21 protein-coding genes are annotated in these 26,519 nt (G+C 64.7%); 11 read left to right on the top strand and 10 right to left on the bottom strand.

What is annotated here, in order from left to right; translation table 11 throughout:
• Positions 1–39 precede the first annotated feature (39 nt).
• Genes QF092_RS06720 through bchF form a run of 4 tightly spaced genes read right to left on the bottom strand, consistent with a single transcriptional unit; the run spans position 40 to position 7,007 of the window.
• On the bottom strand, positions 40–3,633 hold the full coding sequence (locus tag QF092_RS06720) for a magnesium chelatase subunit H (RefSeq protein WP_281468798.1): 3,594 nt from the start codon (positions 3,631–3,633) through the stop codon (positions 40–42).
• Complete coding sequence (gene bchB, locus QF092_RS06715) at positions 3,623–5,215, bottom strand: ferredoxin:protochlorophyllide reductase (ATP-dependent) subunit B (protein ID WP_281468796.1); 1,593 nt, start codon at positions 5,213–5,215, stop codon at positions 3,623–3,625. The genes QF092_RS06720 and bchB overlap by 11 nt, the downstream gene beginning before the upstream one ends.
• The gene (locus QF092_RS06710) at positions 5,212–6,489 is read right to left on the bottom strand and encodes a ferredoxin:protochlorophyllide reductase (ATP-dependent) subunit N (RefSeq protein WP_281468794.1); all 1,278 of its coding nucleotides are present in this window, start codon (positions 6,487–6,489) and stop codon (positions 5,212–5,214) included. Before QF092_RS06710 ends, bchB begins: the two co-directional genes overlap by 4 nt.
• On the bottom strand, positions 6,486–7,007 hold the full coding sequence (gene bchF, locus QF092_RS06705) for a 2-vinyl bacteriochlorophyllide hydratase (RefSeq protein WP_281468792.1): 522 nt from the start codon (positions 7,005–7,007) through the stop codon (positions 6,486–6,488). Before bchF ends, QF092_RS06710 begins: the two co-directional genes overlap by 4 nt.
• 311 nt (positions 7,008–7,318) lie before the next feature.
• On the opposite strand from bchF, the gene QF092_RS06700 reads away from it, so the two are divergent.
• The 8 genes from QF092_RS06700 to idi all read left to right on the top strand — a co-directional run bounded on the left by QF092_RS06700 (position 7,319) and on the right by idi (position 16,095).
• On the top strand, positions 7,319–8,110 hold the full coding sequence (locus tag QF092_RS06700; protein ID WP_281468790.1) for a cobalamin B12-binding domain-containing protein: 792 nt from the start codon (positions 7,319–7,321) through the stop codon (positions 8,108–8,110).
• A gap of 70 nt (positions 8,111–8,180) precedes the next feature.
• On the top strand, positions 8,181–9,572 hold the full coding sequence (gene ppsR / locus QF092_RS06695) for a transcriptional regulator PpsR (RefSeq protein ID WP_281469816.1): 1,392 nt from the start codon (positions 8,181–8,183) through the stop codon (positions 9,570–9,572).
• Positions 9,573–9,755: 183 nt separating this feature from the next.
• Complete coding sequence (gene bchE / locus QF092_RS06690) at positions 9,756–11,411, top strand: magnesium-protoporphyrin IX monomethyl ester anaerobic oxidative cyclase (protein WP_281468788.1); 1,656 nt, start codon at positions 9,756–9,758, stop codon at positions 11,409–11,411.
• Positions 11,412–11,415: 4 nt separating this feature from the next.
• A complete protein-coding gene (bchJ, locus tag QF092_RS06685) occupies positions 11,416–12,024 on the top strand; it encodes a bacteriochlorophyll 4-vinyl reductase (protein ID WP_281468786.1) in 609 nt (202 codons plus the stop codon).
• 135 nt (positions 12,025–12,159) lie between these two features.
• The gene (chlG, locus tag QF092_RS06680) at positions 12,160–13,059 is read left to right on the top strand and encodes a chlorophyll synthase ChlG (protein ID WP_281468784.1); all 900 of its coding nucleotides are present in this window, start codon (positions 12,160–12,162) and stop codon (positions 13,057–13,059) included.
• Positions 13,056–14,342, top strand: coding sequence for a BCD family MFS transporter (locus tag QF092_RS06675; RefSeq protein WP_281468782.1), 1,287 nt, complete (start codon positions 13,056–13,058; stop codon positions 14,340–14,342). The genes chlG and QF092_RS06675 overlap by 4 nt, the downstream gene beginning before the upstream one ends.
• Positions 14,343–14,345: 3 nt before the next feature.
• The gene (locus QF092_RS06670) at positions 14,346–15,527 is read left to right on the top strand and encodes a geranylgeranyl diphosphate reductase (protein ID WP_281468780.1); all 1,182 of its coding nucleotides are present in this window, start codon (positions 14,346–14,348) and stop codon (positions 15,525–15,527) included.
• Between the two features lie 4 nt (positions 15,528–15,531).
• A complete protein-coding gene (gene idi / locus QF092_RS06665) occupies positions 15,532–16,095 on the top strand; it encodes an isopentenyl-diphosphate Delta-isomerase (protein WP_281468778.1) in 564 nt (187 codons plus the stop codon).
• Between the two features lie 157 nt (positions 16,096–16,252).
• Here idi and bchO read toward each other — a convergent pair whose 3' ends face one another.
• From bchO to crtA, 4 genes are read right to left on the bottom strand one after another with little or no spacing between them, the layout of a single operon-like run.
• Entirely contained in the window at positions 16,253–17,146 is an 894-nt protein-coding gene (gene bchO / locus QF092_RS06660) for an alpha/beta fold hydrolase BchO (protein ID WP_337250656.1), read from the bottom strand.
• 1 nt (position 17,147) lies between these two features.
• The gene (locus QF092_RS06655; RefSeq protein WP_281468775.1) at positions 17,148–18,821 is read right to left on the bottom strand and encodes a magnesium chelatase subunit D; all 1,674 of its coding nucleotides are present in this window, start codon (positions 18,819–18,821) and stop codon (positions 17,148–17,150) included.
• Between the two features lie 2 nt (positions 18,822–18,823).
• Positions 18,824–19,828 carry a magnesium chelatase ATPase subunit I gene (gene bchI, locus QF092_RS06650; protein WP_281468773.1) on the bottom strand — a complete coding sequence of 335 codons (1,005 nt, stop codon included), beginning with the start codon at positions 19,826–19,828 and terminating at the stop codon, positions 18,824–18,826.
• A gap of 40 nt (positions 19,829–19,868) precedes the next feature.
• Positions 19,869–20,588: a spheroidene monooxygenase gene (crtA, locus tag QF092_RS06645; protein ID WP_420026532.1), complete on the bottom strand. Its 720-nt coding sequence runs from the start codon at positions 20,586–20,588 to the stop codon at positions 19,869–19,871.
• A gap of 133 nt (positions 20,589–20,721) precedes the next feature.
• Between crtA and QF092_RS06640 the strand changes: the two genes are divergently transcribed.
• The 3 genes from QF092_RS06640 (at position 20,722) to tspO (ending at position 23,840) form a co-directional block, all read left to right on the top strand.
• Entirely contained in the window at positions 20,722–22,302 is a 1,581-nt protein-coding gene (locus QF092_RS06640) for a phytoene desaturase (RefSeq protein WP_281468770.1), read from the top strand.
• Positions 22,299–23,303 carry a 15-cis-phytoene synthase gene (crtB, locus tag QF092_RS06635; protein WP_281468768.1) on the top strand — a complete coding sequence of 335 codons (1,005 nt, stop codon included), beginning with the start codon at positions 22,299–22,301 and terminating at the stop codon, positions 23,301–23,303. Before QF092_RS06640 ends, crtB begins: the two co-directional genes overlap by 4 nt.
• Before the next feature lie 78 nt (positions 23,304–23,381).
• A complete protein-coding gene (tspO, locus tag QF092_RS06630; RefSeq protein ID WP_281468766.1) occupies positions 23,382–23,840 on the top strand; it encodes a tryptophan-rich sensory protein TspO in 459 nt (152 codons plus the stop codon).
• Positions 23,841–24,022: 182 nt separating this feature from the next.
• Here tspO and crtC read toward each other — a convergent pair whose 3' ends face one another.
• Together crtC and crtD are read right to left on the bottom strand one after the other, a co-directional pair.
• On the bottom strand, positions 24,023–24,886 hold the full coding sequence (gene crtC / locus QF092_RS06625) for a carotenoid 1,2-hydratase (protein WP_281469812.1): 864 nt from the start codon (positions 24,884–24,886) through the stop codon (positions 24,023–24,025).
• Positions 24,850–26,409 carry a 1-hydroxycarotenoid 3,4-desaturase CrtD gene (crtD, locus tag QF092_RS06620; protein ID WP_281468764.1) on the bottom strand — a complete coding sequence of 520 codons (1,560 nt, stop codon included), beginning with the start codon at positions 26,407–26,409 and terminating at the stop codon, positions 24,850–24,852. Before crtD ends, crtC begins: the two co-directional genes overlap by 37 nt.
• Between the last annotated feature and the right edge of the window lie 110 nt (positions 26,410–26,519).

The raw sequence follows: 26,519 nt of genomic DNA, 5'->3' as shown, positions 1-26,519 counted from the left end.
GCCCCCCGCTCTGCCGGTGTCGCTGGGCGCGCGTTTGGGTCATTCCGCCGCGATCCCTTCCAGCCGATCCTCAAGCTCATCCGCGGCGCGTTGCAGCGCGGCGAGCGTGTCGGCATCGGGTTGCCAATAGTTGCGATCCGATGCCTCAAGCAGGCGCTGGGCCATGCGGGAGGAGGCTTCGGGGTTGAGGGCGGCCAGACGGCGGCGCATCGCCTCGTCCAGCACGAAGGTTTCCGACAGGCGCTGATAGACCCACGGGTCGACCTGCGCGGTGGTGGCGGACCAGCCGAAGGTGTTCGATACCTGCGCCTCGATCTGCCGCACGCCTTCGGCGCCATGGCGCAGGAGGCCTTCGAAATACTTGGGATTCAGGCTGCGCGACCGGGTTTCCAGCGCGATCTGATCCTTGAGCGTGCGGACCGTACCGCCACCGCGGGTCTGGTCGCCGATATAGATCGGGGTTTCGGCCCCGCCGCGCGCGCGTTTGACGGCGCGGGCAATGCCGCCCAGCGTGTCGAAATACTGGTCCACCGTTGTGACGCCCAGTTCCACCGATTCAAGGTTCTGATAGGCGAGGTCGACATCCTTGAGTGTCTTTTGCAGAAGGGCCGCGTTCTGGACGGGTTTGCCATTGCGGCCATAGGCAAAGGATTTGCGGTTCTCATAGGCGTCGGCGAGTTCGTCTTCTTCACCGAAGGCCGAGGAGCCGACCATGACGTTGACGTTGGACCCATAGGCCCCTTCGGCATTGGAGAAGACGCGCAGGGAGGCGGTTTCCATATCCACCCCCATCTCATCGGCATAGGCCAGCGCATGGGCGCGGATGAAGTTCTGCGAAAGCGGTTCCTCGGCCACGGCGGCCTTGTAGGCGGCCTCGGCCAACATGCGGGTTTGCAGGGGTAGGAGGTCGCGGAAGATGCCCGAGAGCGTCATCACCACATCGATCCGGGGGCGGCCCAATTCGGCAAGCGGGATCAGGTCCGCGCCACAGAGGCGGCCGTAATGGTCGAAGCGGGGCTTTGCGCCCATCAGGGCGAGGGCTTGGGACAGCGGGCCGCCGTCGGATTTGATATTGTCCGATCCCCAAAGGACAAGGGCCACGCTGCGCGGCAGGGTCGGATGGGTATCGAGCAGGCGCTGGGCCTGTTGCGCGCCGTCTTTCAGCGCAAAGGCCGTGGGCATGCGGAACGGGTCGAAAGCATGGATGTTGCGGCCCGTGGGCAGGATATCCGTGGACCGGATCAGGTCACCGCCCGGAACGGGGCTGGTGAAATGGCCCCCAAGCGCGCGCAGGATGGCCGGGATTTCGGTCTGGGCCTGAAGCTTGGCATCCAGCGCATCCGCCTCGGCCCCCGTCGCGCCGATCAGGTCGATATAGTCGCGGCGTTCCTGCGGGCCCATCGGGCGGCCCAGGACATGCAGGCCGTCGGGGATGAGTGCGCCTTCGGTTTCCAGAAGCTTGACCCAAAGCTGGTTGGGATCGGTCGGATCAAGGTCCACGGTGCGGGCCTGTTCGACGATCAACTCCCACAGGTCGGCGCGGTCGGGTGCGTCATCGGACGCCGCGCGCCAGCGGGAGAGGGAATCCTTGAGGTCCTGCAAGCCCTTGTAGAGGCCGGACTGCGCCAAGGGCGGGGTCAGGTGGGTGATCGTCACCGCGTTGGAGCGCCGCTTGGCCAAAGTCGCCTCGGACGGGTTGTTGGAGGCGTAGAGGTAGACGTTGGGCATGTTGCCGATCAGGCGATCAGGCCAGCAGGTTTCCGACACGCCAGCCTGTTTGCCCGGCAGGAATTCCAGCGCGCCATGCATGCCGAAATGCAAAAGAACGTCGGCACCGAAATCGTCGCGCAGCCAGCGGTAGAAGGTCATCATGGCGTGGGTCGGTGCGAAGCCCTTTTCGAAGAGAAGGCGCATCGGGTCGCCCTCATAGCCGAAGACGGGCTGCAGGCCGACAAAGACCTTGCCGAATTGGGCACCCAACACCATGACGCCGCGCCCATCGGTCTGCAGCCTGCCGGGAGCAGGGCCCCAGACCCGTTCGACATCCGACAGCCAGCGTGTCTTTGCCACCACTTCGGCGGCGGGGATGATGGTGTGGACATTTGCGGGCTGGCCATAGATGCGGGCCGAGCCACCCATAACCGCTTCGCGCAGATCATCCAGCCTGGCGGGGGGCGTGAGGTCATAGCCTTCTGCCGCCATGGCGTGGAGCGTGTTGAACAGGCTTTCGAAAACGCCGAGATAGGCGGCGGTGCCTGCGGCCCCTGCGTTCGGCGGGAAGCCGTATAGAACGATGCCCACCTTGCGTTCGGCCACCTGCGAACGGCGCAGGGCGGCAAGACGGGCGGTCTTGTCGGCCAGCGCGGTGATGCGTTCATGGCAGGGGGCCATGGCGCGGGTGGTGATGGCCTCGGCGCTGGCGGCTTGGCATTTGTTGTAGCAGCCTGCGCAGCCGTTCAGATCGTGGCGACCTGCAAAGACGGTGGGATTGGTCGCGCCGTCAATTTCGGGCAGGGCGATGAGCATGGTGGTTTCGACCGGGCCAAGCCCGCCGCCCGAAGCGCCCCATTGGCCGAGCGTCTGGAATTCCAGAGGATGGGCGGCGATATAGGGAATATCGAGGTCTTCGAGGGCGGCGACGGCGGCGGGGCTGTCGTTATAGGCGGGGCCGCCAACGAGGGAGAAGCCCGTCAGCGACACCATCGCATCGCAGCGTCCCTTGAAGAAGGCGTCGATCGCGGGGCGGCCGTCGAGGCCGCCTGCAAAGGCGGGAAGGACGGCGATGCCCCTCGCCTCGAACGCCCGAATGACCGCGTCGTAATGGGCGGTATCGGAGGCAAGGATATAGGACCGCAGCATGAGAAGGCCCACAGTCGACACCGCGCCCACCGGGCGGGGGAGGTCCGCCACATTGGTGGTGATACGGGCCGGAAGGTCGGGGTGGTAAAGCCCGACATCCGGGTAGTCGACCGGGGGTTTGGCCGAGACCGCCTTCCAATCGCGATTCGCCGAATAGCGCGAAACGAGGAAGCGGATCATCTGTTCGATATTGTCGTCGGACCCGCCCAGCCAGTATTGCATGGACAGGAACCAGGCGCGCAGGTCCTGCGCCTTGCCGGGCAGGAAGCGCAGGATCTTTGGCAGGCGGCGCAGGATCTTCATCTGCTTTTCGCCTGACGAGCCCGACGGCGCACCAGAGCCGCGCAGCTTCTTCAGAAGTTGCATGGCTGCCGAGGCGGGTTTCGCCATGTCGAGATCGCCCATGCGGGTGAGTTTGACGATCTGCGGATCGGCGATAACACCGACGAAGGCATCAAGCCCGTCGCGCACGGCGCGCAGGTCTTCGATGACGGCGGTGATATGTTCTTCGATGAAAAGAAGGTTCGCCACCACGATATCGGCAGCGCGGATCGCGGCACGGGCACGCGCCAGCGCGGCGGGGTTTTCGGCCCATTCGGCGGCGGCGTGGATCGACACTTCGATGCCGGGGAAATCCTTGGCGAGCGCCGGGGCCACGCGGGCGGCAGGGCCTGCGGCATGGGCGTCAAGGGTGACGATCACAAAACGATAGACCCCGTCGCCGCGATGCGGCGCCGTTTTCTTGTCCGGCGATGTAAAGCTGTCATCGCGCATAATGGGCCTTGGCTTCGTAAAGGGTGTCGACGCTGATCTTGGTCACGCCACGGTCGGCGGCGTATTTCTCGGTGTTGCGCTTGGCCTTGCCGCGGACGAAGAAGGGGATCTTTTTCAATTCGCGTTCGGCATCGGGCAGCCAGATCACCTCGCCCGAGGGGGTGACGACGGGAATCCCTTCGGAAGCCTTCGTCCCTTCATCTTGATCCAATTGCGCGACGGGGGTCTGGGGGGGTGAAACCCCCGGCTCTTCGGCATCCGTGCGCGCCACGGCCTTGCCGCCGTGATGGCTGGCCCCGGCTTCGTCGTGGAATTCGAAATCCTCGCGGAACATTGTCAGGAGATGTTCTTCCAGCCCCATCACAAGGGGGTGGATCCATGTGTCGAAGATCACATTCGCGCCTTCGAACCCCATCTGGGGCGAATAGCGGGCGGGGAAGTCCTGCACATGGACGGGAGCAGAGATGACGGCGCAGGGGATGCCCAGACGCTTGCCGATATGGCGTTCCATCTGCGTGCCGAGGATCAGTTCGGGTTGCAGGCGGGCGATTTCGGCCTCGACCTCTAGGTAGTCGTCGGTGATGAGGGGGTCGACGCCGTAGGCCTTGGCAACGGCGCGTAGGGGCCTTGCGAATTCGCGGTTGAAGCAGCCCATGCCGCAGACCTCGAACCCGATTTCGGTGGCTGCGATGCGGGCGGCGGCCATCACATGGGTGGCGTCGCCGAAGATATAGACGCGCTTGCCGGTGAGATAGGTCGAGTCGACGCTGGCCGACCACCAGGGCAGGCGCAGGCCGGATTCGTCCACTTTCGCAGAAAGACCCGTTATCCCGCTGACTTCATGCAGGAAATCGCGCGTGGCGCCGACGCCGATGGGAACGATCTTGGTGTAGGGCTGGCCGCATACGCGTTCGAGGTGGCGCGCGGCGGTTTCGCCGGTTTCGGGGTAGAGAAGCACATTGAAATGCGCCTGACCCATGCGGGCGATATCGGCAGGCGAGGCGCCCATGGGGGCGGCCACGTTGACCGTGATGCCCATGAGGTTGAGGAGTTTCGTCACCTCGGCCACGTCATCGCGGTGACGGAAGCCAAGCGCGGTTGCACCGAGGATATTGCAGGTGATGGCCTCGGTCCGGGGCATTGGTTTGGCCAATGCCTTGACGATCTGGAAGAAGGTTTCGTCCGCGCCGAAATTCTCTTTCCGCTGGTAGGAGGGGAGTTCGAGCGGGATGACGGGGATGGGCAGGCCGAGTGCCTCGGCCAGACCGCCGGGATCGTCCTGGATCAGTTCGGCGGTGCAGGAGGCACCGACGATCATCGCTTGCGGTTGGAAGCGGGCATAGGCGTCGCGGGCGCTGTCCTTGAAGAGGTTGGCGGTATCCGCGCCCAGATCGCGCGCCTGAAAGGTGGTGAAGGTGACCGGAGGGCGGTGATTGCGCCGTTCGATCATGGTGAAGAGAAGGTCGGCATAGGTGTCGCCCTGCGGGGCGTGCAGCACATAGTGCAGCCCGGTCATGCCGGTCGCGACGCGCATCGCCCCCACATGGGGCGGGCCTTCATATGTCCAAAGCGTGAGTTTCATTCCGCAGCCTCCTTTTGCAGAAGGGCCTTGCGACGGAGGGGGCGGCTGAACAGTCCGGCGAGGTCGCCCGCCTGTTCGTAGAAATGCACCGGTGTGAAGACGAGTTCGATGGCCCATTTGGTGGAGAAACCTTCGGCCTCCAGCGGGTTGGCCAGGCCGAGGCCGCAGACCGTCAGGTCGGGCCGGGCGGCCCGCTGACGGTCAAGCTGCTTGTCCACGTCTTGGCCTTCGGAAATGACCGGGCCCTGCGGCAGAAGGTCGAGGTCGGGTCCGACGAGGCCTTCATGCAGATAGGGGGTGCCCACCTCGATCGCCGTCATGCCGCATTCGCGGGTGAGGAAGCGGGCGAGGGGAATCTCCAACTGGCTGTCGGGGAAGAAGAAGACCGATTTGCCGCGCAGCTCTACCGATTGGGTGGCGATGGCCTTTTGGGCGCGGGCGCGGGGGGCGGCGGTGACCTGTTCGAAGAGGTCGCGGCTGACGCCGAATTCATCCGCGATGGCGCGCAGCCATGCGGTGGTGCCCTCTTCGCCAAAGGGGAAGGGGGCCGGCAGGTGCCGCGCGCCGCGCCGGGTAAGGGCGGCATGGGTGTCGCCCAAGAAGGGTTGGACGAGGGCGAACACGGTGTTGCCGCCCACGGCGGGCAGGTCGCTTGCGCGATGGGCGGGCAGCATGCGGACCGGGCCGATGCCGAGTTGCGCCAGCAAGGATAGGCACTGGTCTTCGACGACATCCGGCATGGCACCCACGATCAGAAGTTCGCGCGCCGTCGTGGCGGGAAGCGTTGGGACCATGGCGGCAAGGCAGGCGTCTTCGCCTTGGGTGAAGGTCGTCTCGATGCCCGAGCCGGAGTAATTGTAGACGCGCACATGCGGTGCGTGGACGGCCGAGAGCCGTTCGGCCGCGCGGGCGAGGTCGAGCTTGATGACCTCGGACGGGCAGGAGCCGACGAGGAAAAGCTGCTTGATGTCGGGACGGCGGGCCAGAAGCCGGGCCACTTCGCGGTCAAGTTCGGCATTGGCATCGGCAAGACCGGCAAGATCCTTTTCTTCGAGGATCGCGGTGCCGAAACGGGGTTCGGCAAAGATCATGACGCCGGCGGCGGCCTGCAGAAGATGTGCGCAGGTGCGGGAGCCAACGACGAGGAAGAAGGCATCCTGCATCTTGCGGTGGAGCCAGATGATTCCCGTCAGGCCGCAAAACACCTCGCGCTGGCCACGTTCCTTGAGGACGGGGGTGGAGCGGCAGCCGGTGGAGGGAAGATCGAGGCTCATACCACCACCTCGGCCATTTGGCGGTTTTCTTCGATGGCCTCAGCCTCGGCATCCAGCCGCGCCATGCGCAGTTTCCACAGGAACTGGCCCGCATTGACGACGTAGGTGGCATAGGCGGCAAGCGCGAGGAACATCTGTTCCGTGGGCGTCAGGGCGCCCGTCCAGAGCGCCCAGAGATAGGCGGTATGAAGCGCGATGACGGCGAAGGAAAACACGTCTTCCCAGAAGAAGGCCGGGGCGAAAAGGTATTGGCCGAAAACGACTTTCTCCCAGATCGCGCCGGTTACCATGATGACATAGAGAAAGCCTGTCTTGATGATGATCGAGACGGTCGCGGCGGTGTAGCCATCGCCTGTCATCAAAAAGCGGATGACCAGCACGACAGACACGGCGAAAGCCACGAATTGGGCCGGCGCCAGAAGGCCCTGAACCAGCGTCCAGCGGGTGGCATCGCGTCTTGCGCGTTCATCTTCGGTGTAAAGCCGCTTGCGCGGTGTTCTGGCTGTTCCGGGGTGCATCGGTAGACGCCGCTCCTTTCGTCTCCTCGCTGGGAAAGGTTAGCGTGGAGGGGCGAAGTGTCAACTAAAACTTACATACATGCGGTGGCTAATGGAGTCGATGCGTCATGGACTGAAAGTTGGAAAAATTGCCTGAAAAATGGGATTTTTTAGTTATTCCTTTGGTTTTTGCGCGGGAAGAATTTTTTCTTTCGGATGGGGGTGTCAATTTGCTTTGACAATCTAGAACCAAAGGGGGACAGTTAAGAGGAGCCGTCTGGGCAGCATTCGTATCTGTGGATGCGGGGTGCCTTGCGGTTCGGGAGCCGGAAATGCAGCATGAAGTTCATCTGGGGTCGGCGCATTTGGCCGAAGGCTCGCAGGGCGGTGTTTCGCGCTTTGCTGCGGAGGTCGTTGCGCGGCTTGTGGCCAAGGACGCGGCCGATGGTTCTGGTTTGCGAGAAGAGCTTGTGATGCGCTTTATGGCGGCGGTGTCGTCTATGGATGCGGCGGCTTTCGAAGAGATGAAACCCGAACTCAAACGCGCGCGTGTATCGGCAGTGATGCTGGCCGATCTTTACATTCCAGAGGTGGCGCGCAGGCTGGGTGAGGCTTGGGAGGCGGATTGCGTGAGTTTCGCGCAGGTCACGATGGGCGTGGCCCGCTTGCAGGCCATCCTGCGCGAGATCGGCAGTGGATGGTCGGCCGATATGGCGGGTGGTTGCGATGCGACGACGCTGCTTTTGGTGCTGCCGCAAGGCGAGCAGCATACGCTTGGGGCCATGGTTCTGGCCGGAAGGCTGCGCCGGATGGGTATATCTGTGTCGGTGAAGATCGCGCCGAGCCTTGCTGAGTTGGCCGATTGTGTGGCGTCGCGGGCATTCGATGGCGCGCTAATCTCTATTGCCTGTGAAGACAGGCTTGAAACTTGCCGGAAACTTGTGACAACCCTAAAGGAAGCAAGCAAAGGCCGTCTGAAAGTGGCCATCGGCGGTGCTTTGGCCGAGGCTGATGAAAACGTAGTGCGGTTGACCGGTGCCGATGTGGTGACCAATGACATTGCACTCGCCCTTGAAAGGGTGGGAGTCGCGTCGGGAATGTTGCCAGAGTTGGAAACGAGTTAACCCTTTTTCGTGGTCGCAGAGAGAGAGGCGGCCTAGGATCGGAAAGAGTGTGACGACCGACGGAAGACATTTGCTGAATGGCGGAAAGTTGCCGCTGATCGCGCCAGATCTCTTGAGTGAGATTATTGCGACAGCGTCAGACATTGCCCTTCTGGTGTCGCCTGCGCGGCGGATCATTTCGGTTCTGGTCAATCCCCATCATCGCAGCTTTGGGCAGTTGACGGATTGGGAGGGCGCGCATCTGAAGGATGTGCTGGCCCCGGAAAGCCTGAAGAAGCTGGAGACGCGCATCAGCGGGATGCATGGCGCGCGTCACGGCGATGTGGCGGTAGAGTTGAATCACGCGGATCAGTCCAACTGGGAATTCCCGGTGCGCTATTCGCTACATCGGATTGGGTCGGACGAATCGATCCTCATGTTGGGCCGCGATCTGCGCCCCATTGCCGAAGTGCAGCAGCAGCTGGTGCAGGCGCAACTGGCGCTGGAACGGGATTACGAGTCGCAGCGGGAAATGGACACGCGTTATCGCGTGGTCATGGAGGTGATGCGCGACCCGATCCTGATGGTGGCCATGGGGTCGGGGCGGATCACCGACATAAACCCAGCGGCGGCGCAGCTTTTGGGTGGCCAGCGGAGCGAGTTGATCGGCGTGGCGGTGGCGCAGGAATTCGAAGGGCGGCGGCGCGGCGAGTTTCTGGAAAGCCTTGCCAATATCGCCGTGGCGGAAAGTTCTGCACCCATCGAGTTGACGGCGAAACGGTCCGGCAAGCGGGTCTTTGTCACGCCGACGGTGTTCCGTGCGGCGGGTGAGCGGGTTCTTTTGTGCCAGCTTGACACGTCTGAGGCCGGGATGGCCGCGACGGATGAATTGGGCGATAGCCTTGCCCGGCTTTACCATGAAGGCGTGGATGGCATCGTCTTTGCCGATGGCGATGGCAATATCCGGGCGGCGAACGAGGCTTTCCTGAACCTGACGGATACGGCCAATATCGCGGCGGTGCGGGGGCGGTCCTTGACCGATTTCCTGGCGCGGGGGGCTGTGGACCTGCGGGTTTTGCTGGATAACGTCAAACGCACCGGGCAACTGCGGCTTTATGCAACGCGCCTGACGACGGATTTCATGGGTCAGATCGCGGTGGAGATTTCGGCCACATGGTTGAATGACCGGCCGAACCCGATCCTTGCCCTTGTGGTGCGGGATGCCAGCCGGGCCGACACGCTGCGCCGCCCGATCGGGCAACCCGATGACGGGGTGCGCAATGTGATGGAACTGGTGGGGTCCAGCACGTTGAAGGACATCGTGGCCGAAACCACCGATGTGATCGAGAAGATGTGCATCGAAACAGCGCTGGAACTGACGCGGAACAATCGCGTGGCAGCGGCCGAGATGCTGAGCCTGTCGCGGCAGTCGCTTTATGTGAAGCTGCGCAAATATGGGCTGTTGAACAAGGACGGCGAATAGGGCTTTGGCCCGAAGAAGGCTGGTTGCGGCGGCGTTGCCGTGCGGAATTCCTTTCATCTTGCCCCCCTTCCCAGCTTGCGCCTTTTCCCAATCCCTTCATTTGTTTTTGGTCTGATTTGACCTGTGTCAAGGTTTTGCGTCAGAAAACTGTCAACTTCAGTTGACAGCTGCGCGGAGGCCAAGATGCGGATCGTTTTCGTCCATCCGAATTATCATTCCGGCGGAGCCGAGATTGCAGGGAACTGGCCGCCCGCTTGGGTCGCCTATTTGACGGGCCATCTGCGGCGGGCGGGGTTCAACGACATCCATTTCATCGATGCGATGACGCATCACATCGGGCCCGAAGAATTGCGGGCGCGGCTGAAGGCGTTGAAGCCCGATGTGGTGGGCCTGACGGCCATCACACCCGCCATCTATGAGGCGGAGGAGGCGCTGCGCATCGCGCAAGAGGTGTGCCCGGACGCGTTGCGGGTGCTGGGCGGAATCCATGCCACCTTCATGTTCCGGCAGGTGCTGGAAGAGGCGCCATGGGTCGATGTCATCGTCCGGGGTGAGGGGGAAGAGATCCTTGTCGCGCTGATGGAGGCGGTGCGCGATGGGCGCTGGCCTGCGGATCGGCGGCGGATCAAGGGGTTGGCCTTCCGCGATGGTGATGAGATCGTGGCGACGCAGGCCGCCAGCACAGTGAAGGACCTGGATGCGATCGACCCGGATTGGTCGATCCTTGACTGGTCGAAATATATCTATGTCCCCTTGGGCGTGAAGGTCGCGATCCCGAACATGGCGCGGGGCTGCCCCTTTACCTGTTCCTTCTGCAGCCAGTGGAAATTCTGGCGCGATTACCGGGTGCGCGATCCGAAAAAGGTTGCAGATGAGATCGAGCGGTTGGTCACCGATCACGGGGTGGGGTTCTTCATCCTTGCCGATGAGGAACCCACCATCAACAAGAAGAAATTCGTCGAATTCTGTCAGGAGTTGATCGACCGGGGGCTCAACAAGCGGGTGACCTGGGGGATCAACACGCGGGTGACGGATATCTACCGCGACCGCGATCTGTTGAAATTCTACCGCGAGGCGGGGCTGGTGCATGTGTCGCTTGGGACAGAGGCGGCGGCGCAGTTGAAGCTGGATATGTTCAACAAGGAAACCACAGTCGCCGAGAACAAGGAGGCGATCCGCCTTTTGCGCGAGGCCGATATCTTCGTCGAGGCGCAGTTCATCGTGGGCTTGGACAACGAGACGAAAGAGACGCTGGAAGAAACCTTCCAGATGGCGTGGGATTGGCAGCCCGATCTGGCCAATTGGTCGATGTATACGCCTTGGCCATTCACGCCCCTGTTTCAGGAAATCCGCGATCAGGTCGAGGTCTTCGACTATTCGAAATACAATTTCGTGACGCCCATCATGAAGCCTGCGGCGCTGACGCGGGGGGAACTTTTGGACGGGGTGATGAAGAATTACCGCCGTTTCTACATGAGAAAGGCGCTGTTTCATTACCCGTGGCGGGGGACGGGGTTCCGGCGGCGGTACCTGCTTGGTTGCCTGAAGGCCTTTCTGAAGGCCGGGGTGGGGCGCACCTTCTATGACCTTGGCAAGGCGGGCTATTGGGGGCCGCAGACCAAGGGCAAGGTGGATTTCCATTTCGACGAGACGCGGACCATCGCGGATGCCCAGATGGCGGATTGGGAAGCAAGCGCCGACCGCGCGGCAAAGGCAGCGGAGCGGCGTGCGGCGGTCAAGGCGCAGATGGCCGAGCGGGCCGAGGAGCGGCGCGCCTTCAAGATGCCCGAAGTCGCGGCCTGCGGCGGCGGCAAGGAGCAGATGGGCGAGGAGGCCTGAGGTCATGGATGGCGGCTTTGTCCCCGTAGCGGCGGCAGAGGCGCGGATCGGGCCGAATGCGATCACGCAGCTGGTGGCCGTGCTGGACCGGGTGGAGGGCCGGGCCTTGCGCGATCAGGTCATGGGGGCGGCAGGGGTGGCCGTGCCGGACCCCAGCCTTGGCATGATCCCCGAGGCGGAGGCGGCGGCGGTGCATCTGGCGCTGCGGATGGCGGTGCCGGAGCGGGCGGAGGGTCTGCTGCGCCTCGCCGGGTTGGCGACGGGCAGCTATATCCTGAAGCATCGCATCCCGAAGGCGGCGCAATGGGTGATCCGGGTTCTGCCTGCGCCCATGGGCGCGCGGGTGCTGGCGGCGGCCATAGCGCAACATTCTTGGACCTTTGCCGGATCGGGGGCGTTTCGCATCACAGGCTGGCATCCCCTGACCTTTGAGGTGGCGGGCAATCCGCTGGTGGCGGGGCTGCGGTCCGATCATCCGCTGTGCCATTGGCATGCGGCGGTGTTCGAGCGGCTTTTCGCGCGGCTGGTCTGGAAAGGATGCGTGGTGCGCGAGGTGGCCTGTATCGCGGCGGGCGATCCGGTTTGCCGGTTCGAGGTTGTGCCGCGCCCCTGACCTGCGGCGTGGCGCGGGGTGGAGCCGTCGGAATTTGAGTATTTGGGCCAAGATGAAGCCCGGGTGTCAGAAAAAGTTGACACATGCGACGTATCGACTCTTGCCCGACTCTCCAATGTACTATGTAGTTGACACATGACTGTCAGCATATCCATACAGCCCCGCCGCCTTCCTGAACCGCGCGCCATGCTGCGGCTGATCAAGCCCATTACATGGTTCCCGCCGATCTGGGCCTATCTCTGCGGATCGGTTTCCGCTGGGGTGCCGCTGTCGGGGAATTGGGGGATGGTGCTGCTGGGCATGGTGCTGGCGGGGCCGATCGTCTGCGGGATGTCTCAGGCCGCGAATGACTGGTGCGATCGGCATGTGGATGCGGTGAACGAACCGGATCGACCGATCCCTTCGGGGCGGATCCCGGGGCGCTGGGGGCTTTATATCGCCTTGGCGATGACCGCGCTGTCGCTGTGGGTTGGGTCCCTGCTGGGGACATGGGGGTTCTGGGCGACCGTGGCGGGTGTGATCGCGGCTTGGGCCTATAGCGCCGAGCCGGTGCGCTTGAAGCGGTCGGGTTGGTGGGGACCGGGGCTTGTCGGGCTGTCCTATGAAGGGCTGCCGTGGTTCACCGGTGCCGCCGTGCTGTTGCAGGCCGCGCCACGGTTCGAGATCGTGATGATCGCCCTGCTTTACGCCTTCGGCGCGCATGGGATCATGACCTTGAATGATTTCAAGGCGCTGGAGGGGGATCGGCAGCATGGCGTGCGGTCCTTGCCTGTGGTGCTGGGGCCGGAGGTGGCGGCCAAGATCGCCTGCACGGTGATGGGCATGGCGCAGGCTTTGGTGATCCCGCTGCTGGCGCTGTGGGGCAAGCCTTTGCATGCGCTGGGCGTGCTGGCGGTGCTGATCTTGCAGATTGCCGCGATGCGGGTCCTGTTCCGCGACCCGAAGGGCAAGGCGCCTTGGTATAACGGGACTGGCGTGGTGCTGTATGTCACCGGCATGATGATTTCGGCCTTTGCACTGCGGGGGCTGGCATGAAGCTGGGCTGGGTCCAGATCGTAAGGCTGGGCCTGGTGCAGATGTGCCTTGGCGCGGTGGTGGTGTTGACCACCTCGACGTTGAACCGGCTGATGGTGGTGGAGCTGGCGCTGCCTGCGGTGTTGCCGGGGCTGCTGGTCGCTTTGCATTACGGGATACAGATCACGCGGCCCAATTGGGGGTTCCGGTCGGATACCAAAGGGAACCGCACGACCTTTATCATCGGGGGGATGGCGGCGCTGTCCCTTGGGGCCTTTCTGGCGGCGGTTGCGGTGGTGCTGTTTCCATCAGGGTTCGGCCTTGGGCTGGCGCTATCGGTACTGGCATACGCGCTGATCGGGGTGGGGGTGGGGGCGTCGGGGACGTCTCTCCTTGCGCTTTTGGCGACGGCGACCGAGCCGCGGCGGCGGGCGGCGGCGGCGACGATTACGTGGCTGATGATGATCCTTGGCATCGCGGTGACAGCAGGGACGGTCGGGGCGCTGTTGGACCCCTACACGCCTGCGCTGCTGTTGGAGATCGTGGGAGTTGTAACCGGAGGCGCAGTGGTTCTGACCACCTTGGCCGTCTGGGGGATCGAACGGCGCGTGGTGGCAGAGCGGGAGGCAGAGACGCTGCCCTTTCGGGCTGGTCTGGCCGAGGTTTGGGCCGAGCGGCGGGCGCGGGTCTTTACCCTGTTCATCTTTTTGTCGATGACCGCCTATTTCATGCAGGAACTGATCCTTGAGCCTTATGCGGGGTTGGTTTTCGGTTTTGCGCCGGGGGAAAGCACGCAGCTTTCGGGGGCGCAGAATGGGGGCGTCTTTGTCGGCATGCTGCTTGTGGGCATCGCGGCGACAGGGCTGCGGATTGGCACGCTGCGGATGTGGGTGATGGGGGGATGCGTCGGATCGGCGCTGTCCCTCATCGCGGTGGCGGCTTTGGGCCAGACGGGGGGCGCTTTGGTGCCTGCGGTGGTGGCCTTGGGCTTTTTCAACGGGATGTTCGCTGTGGCGGCCATCGGGTCGATGATGGCACTGGCCGGGCAGGGGCGCGGAGCGCGCGAGGGCACGCGGATGGGCCTTTGGGGCGCGGCGCAGGCCTTGGCGGCAGGGTTTGGCGGGCTGGTTGGGGCGGCGGCGGCGGATGGTCTGCGATTTGTCCTGCCGGTATCGGATGCCTTTGGCGCCGTCTTTCTGGCCGAGGCGGGGCTGTTTCTGATTGCGGCGCTGATCGCGCTGCGGGTGATCGAAGGGCGGGGCGGTGAGCGCCTGCCCGATGCGCAACTGATACCGGGGGAGTGACCCATGGCATATGACGTCTTCGTGGTAGGTGGCGGGCCTTCGGGTGCGACGGCGGCCGAGGATCTGGCGCGGGCTGGGAAAAGCGTGGCGCTTCTGGATCGGGCGGGGCGGATCAAGCCATGTGGCGGGGCGATCCCGCCGCGCGCCATTCGGGATTTTGAGATCGAGGATGCGCAGATCGTGGCCAAGATCACCACGGCGCGGATGATTTCGCCCACGGGTCGGATGGTCGATATCCCGATCGAGAATGGCTATGTGGGTATGGTGGATCGCGAACATTTCGACGAATACCTGCGCGCAAGGGCGGCCAAGGCCGGGGCGGAGCGGCTGACCGGAACCTTTCTGCGGGTGGAGCGGGACGCAGGCGGCACCCATGTCGTCTGGCGCGACAAGGCGACGGGAGAGGAGCGGCGGTCGGCCACCCGGATTGTGATCGGTGCGGATGGCGCGCGCTCGGTCGTGGCGCGGGCAGAGGTGCCCGGTGGCAGCACAATTCCTTACGTCATCGCCTATCACGAGATCATCAAGGCCCCCGAACCTTCGCCTGATTATGACCCCGACCGCTGTGACGTGATTTATGACGGGCGGATTTCCCCGGATTTCTATGGCTGGGTCTTTCCGCATGGCAATCAGGCCAGCGTGGGGATGGGCACGGGGCTGGATGGGGTGGATCTGAAGAAGGCCACGGCGGACCTGCGTGCGGCATCGGGCCTGACGGATTGCGAGACGATCCGCAAGGAGGGCGCACCGATCCCGTTGAAGCCCTTGGACCGTTGGGACAATGGGCGCGATGTGGTGCTGGCGGGCGATGCTGCCGGGGTGGTTGCGCCCTCATCCGGTGAGGGCATCTTTTACGCCATGGCCGGGGGGCGGGTGGCTGCCACGGCAGCGCAAGCGGTTCTGGCGTCAGGCAAGGCAAGTGATTTGCGGATCGCGCGCAAACTTTTCATGCGCGAGCATGGCACGGTGTTCCGGGTCTTGCGGTCGATGCAGGATGCCTATTATCGCAGCGACGAGCGGCGCGAGAGGTTTGTCAGCCTGTGCCATGATGTGGATGTGCAAAAGCTGACCTTCGAGGCCTATATGAACAAGAAGCTGGTGAAGGCGCGGCCCATGGCCCATGTGAAGATCGGGATGAAGAACATGGCGCATCTGTTACGGCTAGTCTCGCCGGTCTGGACCTGAAGCCATGGCCATGCTTGCCCCCACATCCGCAGCGCTTGAAGAGAATATCCCGGCTTGGGTGGATGGTCGTCTTGTTCCAGTGGGGAAGATGGAGGTGCATCTAAAGGGGCTGCGCCACAAGGCCGTGTCCGTTTTTGTGATGCAGGGGCGGCGGGTGCTGATCCAGCAGCGGGCGCTGGCCAAGTATCACACGCCGGGCCTGTGGGCGAATACCTGCTGCACCCATCCGCGCTGGGACGAGGATCCGGCGGCCTGCGCGGTGCGCCGCTTGCGCGAGGAATTGGGGATCGAAGGGCTGTTTCCGGTCTTTGCCGATCGGGTCGAATACCGCGCCGAGGTGGGGGGCGGGATGATCGAGCATGAATTGGTTGATATTTTTGTGGCCGAAGCCCCTGCCGCGCTGACGGTGGTGCCGCACCCGGACGAGGTGGCGGCGGTGCGTTGGGTCGATCTTTATGATCTGTCAGCCGAAGTGCTGCGGTCGCCGGAACGGTTCACGCCTTGGCTGCGGATTTATCTGGAACAGCATATGGATCGCATCTTTGGCAGTCTGGTCGCGGGGCGCTGAGCGGATTTAGGCGGTACGTCTGGCGGGGACGCCGGAGGCAAGCCATTCCTTTGGCGTTCCGCGCCGTAGGCGTGATCGCCGGGGGCTATGTCGTCTGGGGAGGGTTTCCCAGCCGATTGCGCAGGGCCGGGAGCTTTCTGGTCAGGGAAAGCAAGGGTCAATCCGGGGTCAATCCGGCGAGGAAGTGCAGGATCAGGTCGGCGACGGCTTGGGGCGCCTCTTCATGCACCAGATGGCCGTGATCGGCCAGTTCGACATAGCTGGCCGCCGACATCTGATGGGCCGCATCGCGCGAGATGCGGGCAGGGACGGCAAGATCGCCGGACGAGGCAATCAGAAGGGTAGGGGTGGCGATGGTGGGCAATTGGCGCATCAGATCGTCCAGCCGCCATTGGGCCATCATGCCAAGCGTGCCGTCCACATGGGCTGCATCGCGGACAAGCGTCAGATATTGCGCTTGCCCCGCCGCATCGAGGGGGGAGCCTGTGGCGGTGAGGAGTTTGTTCACCGTGGCGGGATTTCCCCAAAGCTTTGCGACGACATGTGGGATGAAAGGGGTGACGGCTAGCACGCGCGCCAGAAGCGGGAACATCACGCCTGCCGCCCCGTCAAAGGCCCCAAGGGCCGCGTTGATGCCGACGATGCCCTTTGGATTGAGGAGTGGGGACAGCCGCAGCGCGAGGGCCGCGCCTGCCGAATGGCCAATGATGGCGGAGACGGCGATATCCATCGTTTTGCAGAGCGTGGCCACGTCTTCGGCCATAGCGTCGATGCCGTATCGGCCCCGCGCCCCGGATCGGGTGAAGCCTTGCCCCGGCAGATCGGGGACGATGACCCTGTAATGGGTGGCGAGCAGGGGGATAAGGTTGCGGAAACTGTGGCCCGCGCCGCCTGCGCCATGCAACATAAGGAGGCAGGGGCCTTTGCCGATATCCACGACCGACCAGTCATGCGGGCGTGAGGCGACGCGGCGGGTCTTGTCGCGATAGGGCCAATCCTGCGGCATGCGGTCGGGCGGCATGCTTTCCTTGGGCCTGCGGGGGGCGGTCATGTCAGGTCTCCAACGCCTCGCCCAACACGGTGGACAGACGGCGCGCATCGGCGCGGGGCAGGGCGAGGTAGGGGGCATCCATGATCTGGGCAAGGGTGCGCAGCGCGGGTTGCGGGCGGTTGGCCACGTCGATCACAAGGGCGGGGGTGGCAGACGCGCGGATCTGGCGGGCAAGGAGGGTTGCCTCATCCTCGGCCCGCGCGCGGTCGGGGGTGCCATCGAGGGCGATATTGCCGCGCCCATCGGTTAGAATGGCGATGGTCGGGGTCATGCCGCGCTGTTTCGCCTGTGCTGCCGTGGCCAGCGCCAGTTGCAGGCCAGAGGCGAGCGGGGTGCCGCCCCCGCCCGGAACGCCCGCCAACCGCCGCTTGGTTTGCACCAGCGAGCGGGTTGGGGGCAGGATGAGTTCTGCCGCGCGGCCCTTGAAGGCCAGAAGCGAGACATGGTCGCGGCGCGCATAGGCCTGCGCGAGGAGAAGTTCGATTGCCCCTTTCGCCTCGGCCAGACGGGCGAAGGCGGCGGAGCCGGAGGCATCGACGGCGAAGATCAGCACGCGGTCTGAGGTTTCGCGGAAGCGTTTGAGGCGGATATCGGCAGCGCGGACCAGAAGGGCGGCATCGCGGTCGGGCGTCTGGGCGCGGCGGAGCGGTTGCCACGGGGCGGCGGCGCGCAGAGTGGCGACAAGGTCGATGCGCGCGCCGGGTTCAAGGCGGCCGGGGCGCGAGGGCAGGGGGCGACCCCGGCGGTTGCCGCCCCGTTCGGCCCCGGTGCCGCCTGCGGATTTCGCGGCACGGGCGGCGCGGCCAGCGGCCAGCGCCTCCAACAGATCGCGGGGCAGGGCGGCGAGGGCGGCCTCGACCAGCATGTCCTCGGGGATGGATTGGGATTGGTCTTCGGACTGTGCCTCACCGTCATCCGGGGTCTGATCGGGGGGTGGGGGGGAGTCGGGAGGTGCTTCGGCCTGATCGGGAAGCGGCGTGGTGCGGTGGCCATAGACCAGGGCGGCCCCTCCGGCGAGGTCGTCTTCGGTGATGGCGTCGTGGCCTGCCCAAGCGGCATGAGCGCGGGCAGCGGCAGCGGCCAGCAGCGGCGCACGGAGGGAGGGGATGCCAAGTTCGGCGGCGGCGCGGGTGAGGGCGTCGAGTTGATCGGGGGTCAGGGTGAGGTGGGGCAGGTTTGCGCGGGCCTTGGCAAGCTGTTGCGGATCAAGGGAAATCTCGCGGGAGTCGGAGAGGGAGATATCGGTCAGATCAAGAAACAGTGCCAGTCGGTCAGAAAGCGCGGGGGCAAGGGTTTCGTCCGCCTCGGCCCCTTCGTCCAGCGCGATAAGGGTGTGGGCGGGGGCGTCCAGCGCTGTGGCGAGGCGGGCGGCAAGGCCGGGGGGGCAGCGTTCGGCCATGGTCAGGATGAGCGCGGCAGGCTGGGCGAGAAGGCCTTGCTGCATCACGGGATGGCCTGTGGCCAGCGTGGCGGCAAGGTCCAGCCCACCAAAAAGCGCGTCATCGGCGATGGTGGGGTGGAGGCGGCGCTGCGGCAGGGGCAGGGCGGCAAGGCCTGCCGTCACGCGGTCGCGCACGGGGCCCGAGCGGGCACGCAGCCACAGCCCCTTGAGCCCGCCCGGATCGGTGGCAAGGCAGGCGAGCGCGGTTTCGACCCGGCCCCAGGGATCATCCATGGTCAGGGCAGCACCTCGGTCACGGCGCGGATGACGCGGGAGGTGGACCCGGCCTCGTCCAAGGGATCGCGGCGCAGACGGTGCGAGAGGCACATGGGGGCCACGGCCTTGAGGTGGATGCGGCCCACCGCATCATCCCCTTCGAAGGCGGCCAATGCGCGGGCGGCGCGCAGCAGGGTGAGTTCGCCGCGCAAGCCGTCAGAGCCGATGGCGATGCAGAGGCTGGCGCAATCATGCAGGACGGTATTCGGGGTCGTGATCTGTGGCAGCGCGGCGCGGGCGGCAAGGATGCGGTCGCGAAGGGCTGCATCCTGCGGGCGCCAGGTTTCCATGAAAGCCCCATAGTTGGTTTCATAACTGTCGCGGCGGCGGATCACCTCGACCCGTGTATCGACATCGCGGGGGGATGTGACTTCGACGGAAAATCCAAATCTATCAAGGAGTTGTGGGCGAAGTTCGCCTTCCTCTGGGTTGCCGGAGCCGACAAGGACAAAGCGGGCGGGGTGGCGGATGGAGAGGCCCTCGCGTTCCACCACATTCTCGCCGGACTGCGCCACGTCGAGGAGGAGATCGACGATGTGATCCTCAAGCAGGTTCACTTCGTCAATGTAGAGGTAGCCGCGATTGGCGCGGGCGAGGAGGCCGGGTTCAAAAGCCTTTTCTCCGCGTGTCAGGGCGCGTTCGATGTCGAGGGCGCCCACGACGCGGTCTTCTGTGACGCCAAGGGGCAGGTCCACCACCGGGGTGGGTTTGGTGATGATGCGGTCTGTGGCCCCTTGCGCCCAATCGGGCACCTGCACGGGACTGGCAGAATTGACGGGGCAGCCTTCGACCGCCTCGATCTCTGGCAAGAGGGCGGCGAGGGCGCGGACGGCGGTGGATTTGCCCGTGCCGCGATCCCCAAAGACGAGGACGCCACCGATGGCGGGATCGACCGCCGTCAGGATCATGGCCTGTTTCATCGCCTCTTGCCCGACGATGGCAGAGAAGGGGAAGGGTTGCTTCATGTTCTTACCGTAAGGTCTTGGATCATCTGATTATTCCGGATCATGCGGCCTTGGCCGGGGTGAGGTTGGCCAAGGGATCGACGCCGTTCCAGCTGCCCATGCTGCCCAGAAGGCGGAAGCGGGCATAGAGTTCTTCGTTAAACCAGTTGCCGTCCCGCACGGCCTTGATGGCACGGCCATGAGGGCCGTCGCCACGCGCGAAGGCGGCCATGCTGGCCGTATCGGGCCATATGGAAAAGGTGACCTGATGCAGAAGCGGCACCTCGCCGATGCCGATCTTGAAGGCGACATTGGGGTCGGTGCCGATCACGGCAGAGATGGAGGGCACGCGATCCCAGAATTTAAGCGCGCGCGAGGGGCGGACCGTGGCACGGGTCAGGGCTGCAAGGGGGCCTTGGGAGTTCTGGCCAGGCAGGTCGGGGAGGAAAGGGTTCACGCCGGCCCAGCGGCCACGGGCGGAGAGGGGATCAAGGAAGATGGTCCAGCTTTCCCCGGCCCTTGCGCGCCATCTTTGCCAGACGGGGCTGTCAGTGGTGGCGGCGCGGGCCGTGGATTCATCCGGCCAAGTGGCAAGGATGGCCCAGACGCCCCAATTCGGACGAGGGGTGAAGCCTTCCCCGGTGCCGGAACCGCAGAGCTTCCAGAACAGCGCGCGGCGTTCGCGGCGCAGGGCAAGGCGTGCGGCCCCCATCTGCCCGATCACCCAAAGGCGCGGGAGAACCCCGTCGAAGCGGAAGAGGCTAAGGCTGGTGACGGAAATGGCGCGACCCTCCTGTCGGATGGTGTAAACTTAGTCTGACATTATATGTTGCCAAGGGAAAGCGAAAACGGCGTTATGCGGCGATGTGACCTGTGATATTGTAAATCAAACTAGACACTCTATCATCGAATCCATGGAACACACATCGCGCCATCGCCCCGCCGACGTTTCTGCCCCCTTAGAGGCGGATCATGCCATCGTGATCGGGGCAGGTCTGGGGGGGCTTGCCTCGGCCATGCGGTTGGGCGCGAAGGGGTGGCGGGTGACGGTTATCGATCGGCTGGATCGGGTGGGCGGGCGCGGGTCTTCGATCACCAAAGGCGGGCATCGCTTTGATCTGGGGCCGACGATTGTGACCGTGCCGCAAGGCTTGCGCGATTTGTGGGCGGCCTGCGGGCGGGACTTTGACCGGGATGTTCGGCTGGTGCCGATGGAGCCGTTCTATGAGATCCGATTTGATGACGGATCGACCTTTACCGCGCGACAGGACGAGGCCTTGATGAAGGCCGAGGTGGGACGGATTTCGCCTCGTGATGTAAAGGGTTACGAGAAGTTCCTGAAGGATAGCGAAGCGCGCTATTGGTTCGGCTATGAAGATCTGGGGCGACGGCCGATGCATCGGCTTTGGGACCTGATCAAGGTGCTGCCGAAGTTCGGGATGATGCGGGCGGATCGGTCCGTCTATGCTCATGCGGCGGGACGGGTGAAGGATGAGCGGTTGCGCTTTGCGCTATCCTTCCATCCGCTGTTCATCGGGGGTGACCCGTTCAACGTGACATCGATGTATATCCTTGTCAGCCATCTGGAAAAGGCCTTTGGCGTGCATTACGCGATGGGCGGGGTGCAGGCGATTGCCGAGGGCATGGCGCGGGTGATCGCGGCACAGGGGGGCGAGGTCGTCCACAATACGGAAGTGGATGAAATCGTTACAGAAAATGGGCGCGCGGCGGGCGTAAGGCTGATGTCCGGTGAGGTGATGCGCGCGGGGCTTGTCGTCAGCAATGCGGATGCGGGCCACACCTATACGCGGCTGTTGCGTAACCTGCCAAGGAAGCGCTGGACGGATCGCAAGGTGAAGGATGCCCGTTGGTCCATGGGGCTTTATGTCTGGTACTTCGGGACGAAGGGCACGCGCGATATGTGGCGCGATGTCGGGCACCATTCCATCGTCGTCGGCCCCCGCTATCGGGAGCATATTAAGGATATCTTCATCCGCGGGAAGTTGGCGGATGACATGAGCCTTTATGTGCATCGGCCAAGCGTGACCGATCCGTCCTGTGCGCCCGAGGGCGATGATACGTTCTATGCCCTGTCACCGGTTCCCCATCTTGGTTTCGACAATGGTGTGGACTGGGCCGAGGAGGAACCGCGCTACCGCGCCAAGATGGCGAAGATGCTGGACGAGCGGCTGATCCCTGGTTTTCGCGATCGCATCACCGAGGAGATCAGCTTTACGCCCGAAACCTTTCGCGACCGTTACCTGTCGCCGTACGGTGCGGGATTTTCCATCGAGCCGCGCATTCTGCAATCGGCTTGGTTCCGGCCGCACAACATCTCGGAAGAACTGCCGGGGCTGTTTCTGGCCGGGGCGGGGACGCATCCGGGGGCGGGGCTGCCCGGCGTGGTGGGGACGGCGGAGGTTTTGGGAATGCTTGTCCCCGATGCGCCCAAACTGTTGAAACAGCGCGAGGAATTGAGGATGGCTGCGGAATGATCGACCCGCGCGACATGGCCCATTGCCGCGAGGCGATCCGAACGGGATCGCTGTCTTTCCATGCGGCGTCGCGGCTTTTGCCGGGGGCGGTGCGCGACCCGGCGCTGGCGCTTTATGCCTTTTGCCGGATGTCGGATGATGCGGTGGATGAGGGGTCCGATAAGGCGGGGGCGGTGCTGGCGCTGCGGGATCGGTTGGATCTGGTCTATCGCGGCACGCCTGCCAATGCGCCGGCGGACCGCGCCTTTGCGGCGGTGGTCGAGGGGTTTGAGATGCCGCGCGCCTTACCCGAGGCGCTTTTGGAAGGCTTTGCCTGGGATGCGGTGGGGCGGCGTTATGAGACGCTGTCGGGGGTGATGGATTATTCCGCGCGGGTGGCGGCGGCGGTCGGCGCGATGATGTGCGTGCTGATGCGGGTGCGCGATGCGGATGCCTTGGCGCGGGCCTGCGATCTGGGTCTGGCGATGCAACTGACCAATATCGCGCGGGATGTGGGTGAGGATGCGCGGGCCGGGCGGATCTATCTGCCGACGGCGTGGCTTTGGGCGGAAGGCATTGATCCCGATGCATTTCTGGCGCGGCCAAAGGCCTATCCGGGGGTGGCGCGGGCGGCCTTGCGGCTGCTGGATGAGGCGGATCGGCTTTATGCGCGGGCGGAGGCGGGGGTGGCATCGCTGCCCCTGTCCTGCCGCCCCGGCATTCATGCGGCTGGGATGATCTATGGCGCGATCGGCGGCTGTGTGCGCCGAGCGCGGGGGGATAGCGTGACGGCGCGGGCGAGCACGGGACGTGTCCGAAAGCTGGCCTGTCTGGCGGCGGCGACGGGGAAGGCGGCGGTGTCGGCGCTGGGGCCAAGGGCGGCGGTGCTGCATGCGGGGCCGGAGCCGGAGGTGGCCTTTCTGGTGCGGGCAGCGGCGCGGGGCGAGGCGCGACGGGGGCGGTCTGATGCGCTGCTGGCGGTGCTGGCACAGCTCGAGGCGCAGGATCGCGGCTTGGCCTAAGGGCCCTGATCACAAGGTTTTTCTTGGACGAAACCCCAAGCCGGGTTAGATCGACCCCGCAACCATGCGGAGGGCGCGATGGAATTTCTCACGCTGTTTCTGACCTATCTGGCGGCCTGCGGGGCGGCGGCGGCGACGGGGGCGATGTTCCAGCCGGGAGAATGGTATCGGGGCCTTGCAAAGCCACGCTGGACGCCGCCGGATTGGCTGTTTCCGGTGGCGTGGATGGTTTTGTATCTGTCGATGTCGGCAGCGGCGGCGCGGGTGGCGATGATGCCCGATAACGGGCAGGCCTTAGCGCTTTGGTCTGTGCAGATCGCGCTGAACACCTTGTGGACGCCCGTTTTTTTCGGGCTGCGGCGGATCGGTGCGGGGCTGGTGATCATCTTCCTGTTGTGGCTGGCGGTGGCGTCGACCATGGTCGCCTTTTGGCAGCATGACGCCATCGCGGGGGTTTTGTTTGTGCCCTATCTGCTTTGGGTGACGGTGGCGGGCATGCTGAATCGGTCGGTGTGGTATCGCAACGTGGCGGCCTGAGATTTCAAGGGTTTGGCCGATAACGGCTGTGCCGGGTTTTGTGCCGCAAACTGTGGGCACAGAGCGCGCGGTGAATGGCGTTGCTGCGCAACGCTGCGGCGAAGGGCTGCCGAAAATCTGCGTCAGATTTTCAGGCGATTTCTGCGCGCAGAAATCGCGCCGGAAATTGGCGCAATTTCCGGTCAGGACGCGGTCCAGCCCGCCCGCCTTGGCACACGGACAGCCAGCATCGGTTTCAAGAGCGGTTGGCGGAAGCGGGTGAGGTCGAGCGCTTCGTGCACGCCTTGCGTGACCTCTCCCATCAGCCGGGTTTCAACCACACTGCGCGAATAGAAGGGCGCGTCGAGCATGGGCAGCACCTGCCGGGGCCTTGTGCCGGGATCGGCGCGGGTTTCGCGACGGACGAGCCAATTCGTGCGAGCAAAGGCGGTGCGGGGTGGGGCGGAGACTTCGCGCGCCTCGCCAGACGTGCTGACTTCGAGCGCGAAATCCTGCTGGGTGCCGTCGCGCCAAGTGGCGTCATAGAGGCACAGCGCGCGATCCCGCATGGGAAAGCGGCCCCATGTCCAGAAATCAAAATCCGCCTCAAGCGCCGCGCTGCCGAAATTGGCGTCGAAATAGCCGTGGCCTTCCCAATCATGGCCTTGGGTGAGTTCCACCTTGATGCGAGCGGTGGGGGCAAAGGGGCGCCATTGGTGGCGGGGGTGGAGGGCAAGCTCTACCCCGGTGATGGCCGAGGGGATGAGGGTGATGCGCCCCCTGACGCGGGAGATGAGGGGCGGCGAGGAAACCTCGTCCACATCGATCACCAGTTCCCGCCCCGTCCAATGCATGCGGGAGGGGCCGATGGTGAGGGTGTCCTTTTCCTGCCGAAGCGCGGCGGTGCCGCGGTCGGTCATGGTGAAGCGGCCGCCGGGGCCGTAGGTGGCGACGTTGAGGCAGACATGGTTTTGCGGGTTGCGCCGCCCCGACCAGGCATACCAGGGCGAGAAGACCGAACCGATGAAGCCTATGACCGAGACCGCGCGCTTTCCGTCATCGGAGATGCCGTCGAGATACCACCACGCATAACCATCGGGGCCGACCTCGACGCGGAAATCCGGTCCTGCGTGATCGCCTCGGCCGCGTGCATCGCGGAGAGGGCTGCCATCGGCACGCCCGCCCCCGGATGCGCCCCGCCCCCCGCCAGATAGAGGCCCGGCAGGGCGGTTCGGGCGGGAGGGCGTTGAAAGCTGGCCATCGTCCCTTCGGGTGATCGGCCATAGATCGCGCCTTTCGAGGCCGGAAAGAGCCGGTCCAGCGCAGCGGGAGAGGTGAGCGCCTCTGGCCCCGGCGGGTTCAGCGTCAGCCCCATGCGGGAAAGTCGGTCGAAGGTGATCTGTCGGCATTGGTGGAAATCCTCGGGGCGGAGCGCGGGCAGGCCTGCGGGGGCGTTCAGGATGATCTCGAACCGTTCGGGGCCAGATGCGGGGCCGCGCGTGCGGTCTTCGGCGCAAAGATAAAGCGTCGGGGCGGTGGGCATTTTGCCGTCGCCAATCGGCCCCCATTCGCGGGTCGTATCTTCGGTGAAGAAGAGGTTGTGATGGATCAGGTCGGGGGCTTTGGGGCCGGTCGCCTGCGAGGCGAAGGCCCAGACGAGGGCGGAAAGGCTGCGCGGTTGGCTGGCGCTTTGGGGGAGCGCCTCGGCGGCGGCGCTGCCCAGACGGCCCGTTGCCAGTGCGGCGGGGTCGCCGTTGAAGACGACGAAATCGCAGGGAAGGGTGCGGCCATCGGCGATCTGCACGCCCGTGACGTGGCCATTCTGGCGCTGGATACGGGCGGCTTGGGTGGCGTAGCGGAAGGTCACCCCCATCCGTTCGGCCAAGGCGGCGAGGGCGGCGGCGAGATGGTGCATCCCGCCTTGGACGGCCCAGACCCCCCGCGCCTCGGCCCGCCAGATGAGCGACAGGACGGCGGGAGAGTGGGTGGGGCGGCCGCCGACATAAGTGGCGTAGCGGGCAAATAGCTGGACTAGGCGGGGGTCGCGGAAGTGACTTTTCAGCCAGCGTTCAAGCGAGAGACCCGGCAGGAGCGCGGGCCAGAGGCGCGGGCGAGCCAGCGCGGCGCGGGCGATGGCGGGGAGGTCGGGGCGGGGGGCCTGCATCACAGGGGCGTCGAAGGCGGTAAAGAGGTCTTCGGCAAGGCGGTCGAATTTCAGGAAGGCCTCTGCCTCGCGCGGGCCTGCGAAGGCGCGGATGTTTTCGGCGTTCTGGGCGCGGTCGGTGGAAAGGTCGAGCGCGTCGGACCCCGGCCACCAATGGCGCGCAAGGAGCGGCTGGGGGATCAGGGTGAGGTGATCGTCAAGCCTTTCGCCATTCAGCGCGAAGAGGGTGTCGAAGACGTGCCGCATGGTCAGGACAGTGGGGCCGGTATCGACGGGGCCAGCGGCGGAGGGGATGGCGCGGGCCTTGCCGCCCGGTGTTGCGGCGGCCTCGACCACGGTCACTTGCAGGCCAGATGCGGCAAGGCGGATGGCGGAGGCAAGGCCCCCCATCCCGGCGCCGATGACGATGACCCGGTCCTGTTGCATGGCGTCAGAGTGTAGGGAAGCCCTTGAAGTTGTCCATCCTGAATTACAACAGAGTGTAAGATTTAGTTTACACTTTGCGTCAGCGGTGCGAGACTGCGGGGCAGGACAGC

The sequence above is a fragment of the Fuscovulum ytuae genome (assembly GCF_029953595.1).
GTDB classification, from domain to species: Bacteria; Pseudomonadota; Alphaproteobacteria; order Rhodobacterales; family Rhodobacteraceae; genus Paragemmobacter; species Paragemmobacter ytuae.
The sequence above is the reverse complement of the archived record's forward strand: the minus strand, read 5'-3'. Positions and strand labels throughout refer to the sequence as shown.

Coding starts and splice junctions, on each gene's coding strand:
- idi (WP_281468778.1), top strand. CDS start 15,532: ATGGCCATGCTTGCCCCCACATCCGCAGCGCTTGAAGAGAATATCCCG.
- QF092_RS06675 (WP_281468782.1), top strand. CDS start 13,056: ATGAAGCTGGGCTGGGTCCAGATCGTAAGGCTGGGCCTGGTGCAGATG.
- chlG (WP_281468784.1), top strand. CDS start 12,160: ATGACTGTCAGCATATCCATACAGCCCCGCCGCCTTCCTGAACCGCGC.
- QF092_RS06700 (WP_281468790.1), top strand. CDS start 7,319: ATGCAGCATGAAGTTCATCTGGGGTCGGCGCATTTGGCCGAAGGCTCG.
- QF092_RS06670 (WP_281468780.1), top strand. CDS start 14,346: ATGGCATATGACGTCTTCGTGGTAGGTGGCGGGCCTTCGGGTGCGACG.
- bchB (WP_281468796.1), bottom strand. CDS start 5,215: ATGAAACTCACGCTTTGGACATATGAAGGCCCGCCCCATGTGGGGGCG.
- bchI (WP_281468773.1), bottom strand. CDS start 19,828: ATGAAGCAACCCTTCCCCTTCTCTGCCATCGTCGGGCAAGAGGCGATG.
- crtD (WP_281468764.1), bottom strand. CDS start 26,409: ATGCAACAGGACCGGGTCATCGTCATCGGCGCCGGGATGGGGGGCCTT.
- tspO (WP_281468766.1), top strand. CDS start 23,382: ATGGAATTTCTCACGCTGTTTCTGACCTATCTGGCGGCCTGCGGGGCG.
- QF092_RS06710 (WP_281468794.1), bottom strand. CDS start 6,489: ATGAGCCTCGATCTTCCCTCCACCGGCTGCCGCTCCACCCCCGTCCTC.
- bchO (WP_337250656.1), bottom strand. CDS start 17,146: ATGACCGCCCCCCGCAGGCCCAAGGAAAGCATGCCGCCCGACCGCATG.
- QF092_RS06640 (WP_281468770.1), top strand. CDS start 20,722: ATGGAACACACATCGCGCCATCGCCCCGCCGACGTTTCTGCCCCCTTA.
- QF092_RS06655 (WP_281468775.1), bottom strand. CDS start 18,821: ATGGATGATCCCTGGGGCCGGGTCGAAACCGCGCTCGCCTGCCTTGCC.
- crtB (WP_281468768.1), top strand. CDS start 22,299: ATGATCGACCCGCGCGACATGGCCCATTGCCGCGAGGCGATCCGAACG.
- bchJ (WP_281468786.1), top strand. CDS start 11,416: ATGGATGGCGGCTTTGTCCCCGTAGCGGCGGCAGAGGCGCGGATCGGG.
- bchF (WP_281468792.1), bottom strand. CDS start 7,007: ATGCACCCCGGAACAGCCAGAACACCGCGCAAGCGGCTTTACACCGAA.
- bchE (WP_281468788.1), top strand. CDS start 9,756: ATGCGGATCGTTTTCGTCCATCCGAATTATCATTCCGGCGGAGCCGAG.
- QF092_RS06720 (WP_281468798.1), bottom strand. CDS start 3,633: ATGCGCGATGACAGCTTTACATCGCCGGACAAGAAAACGGCGCCGCAT.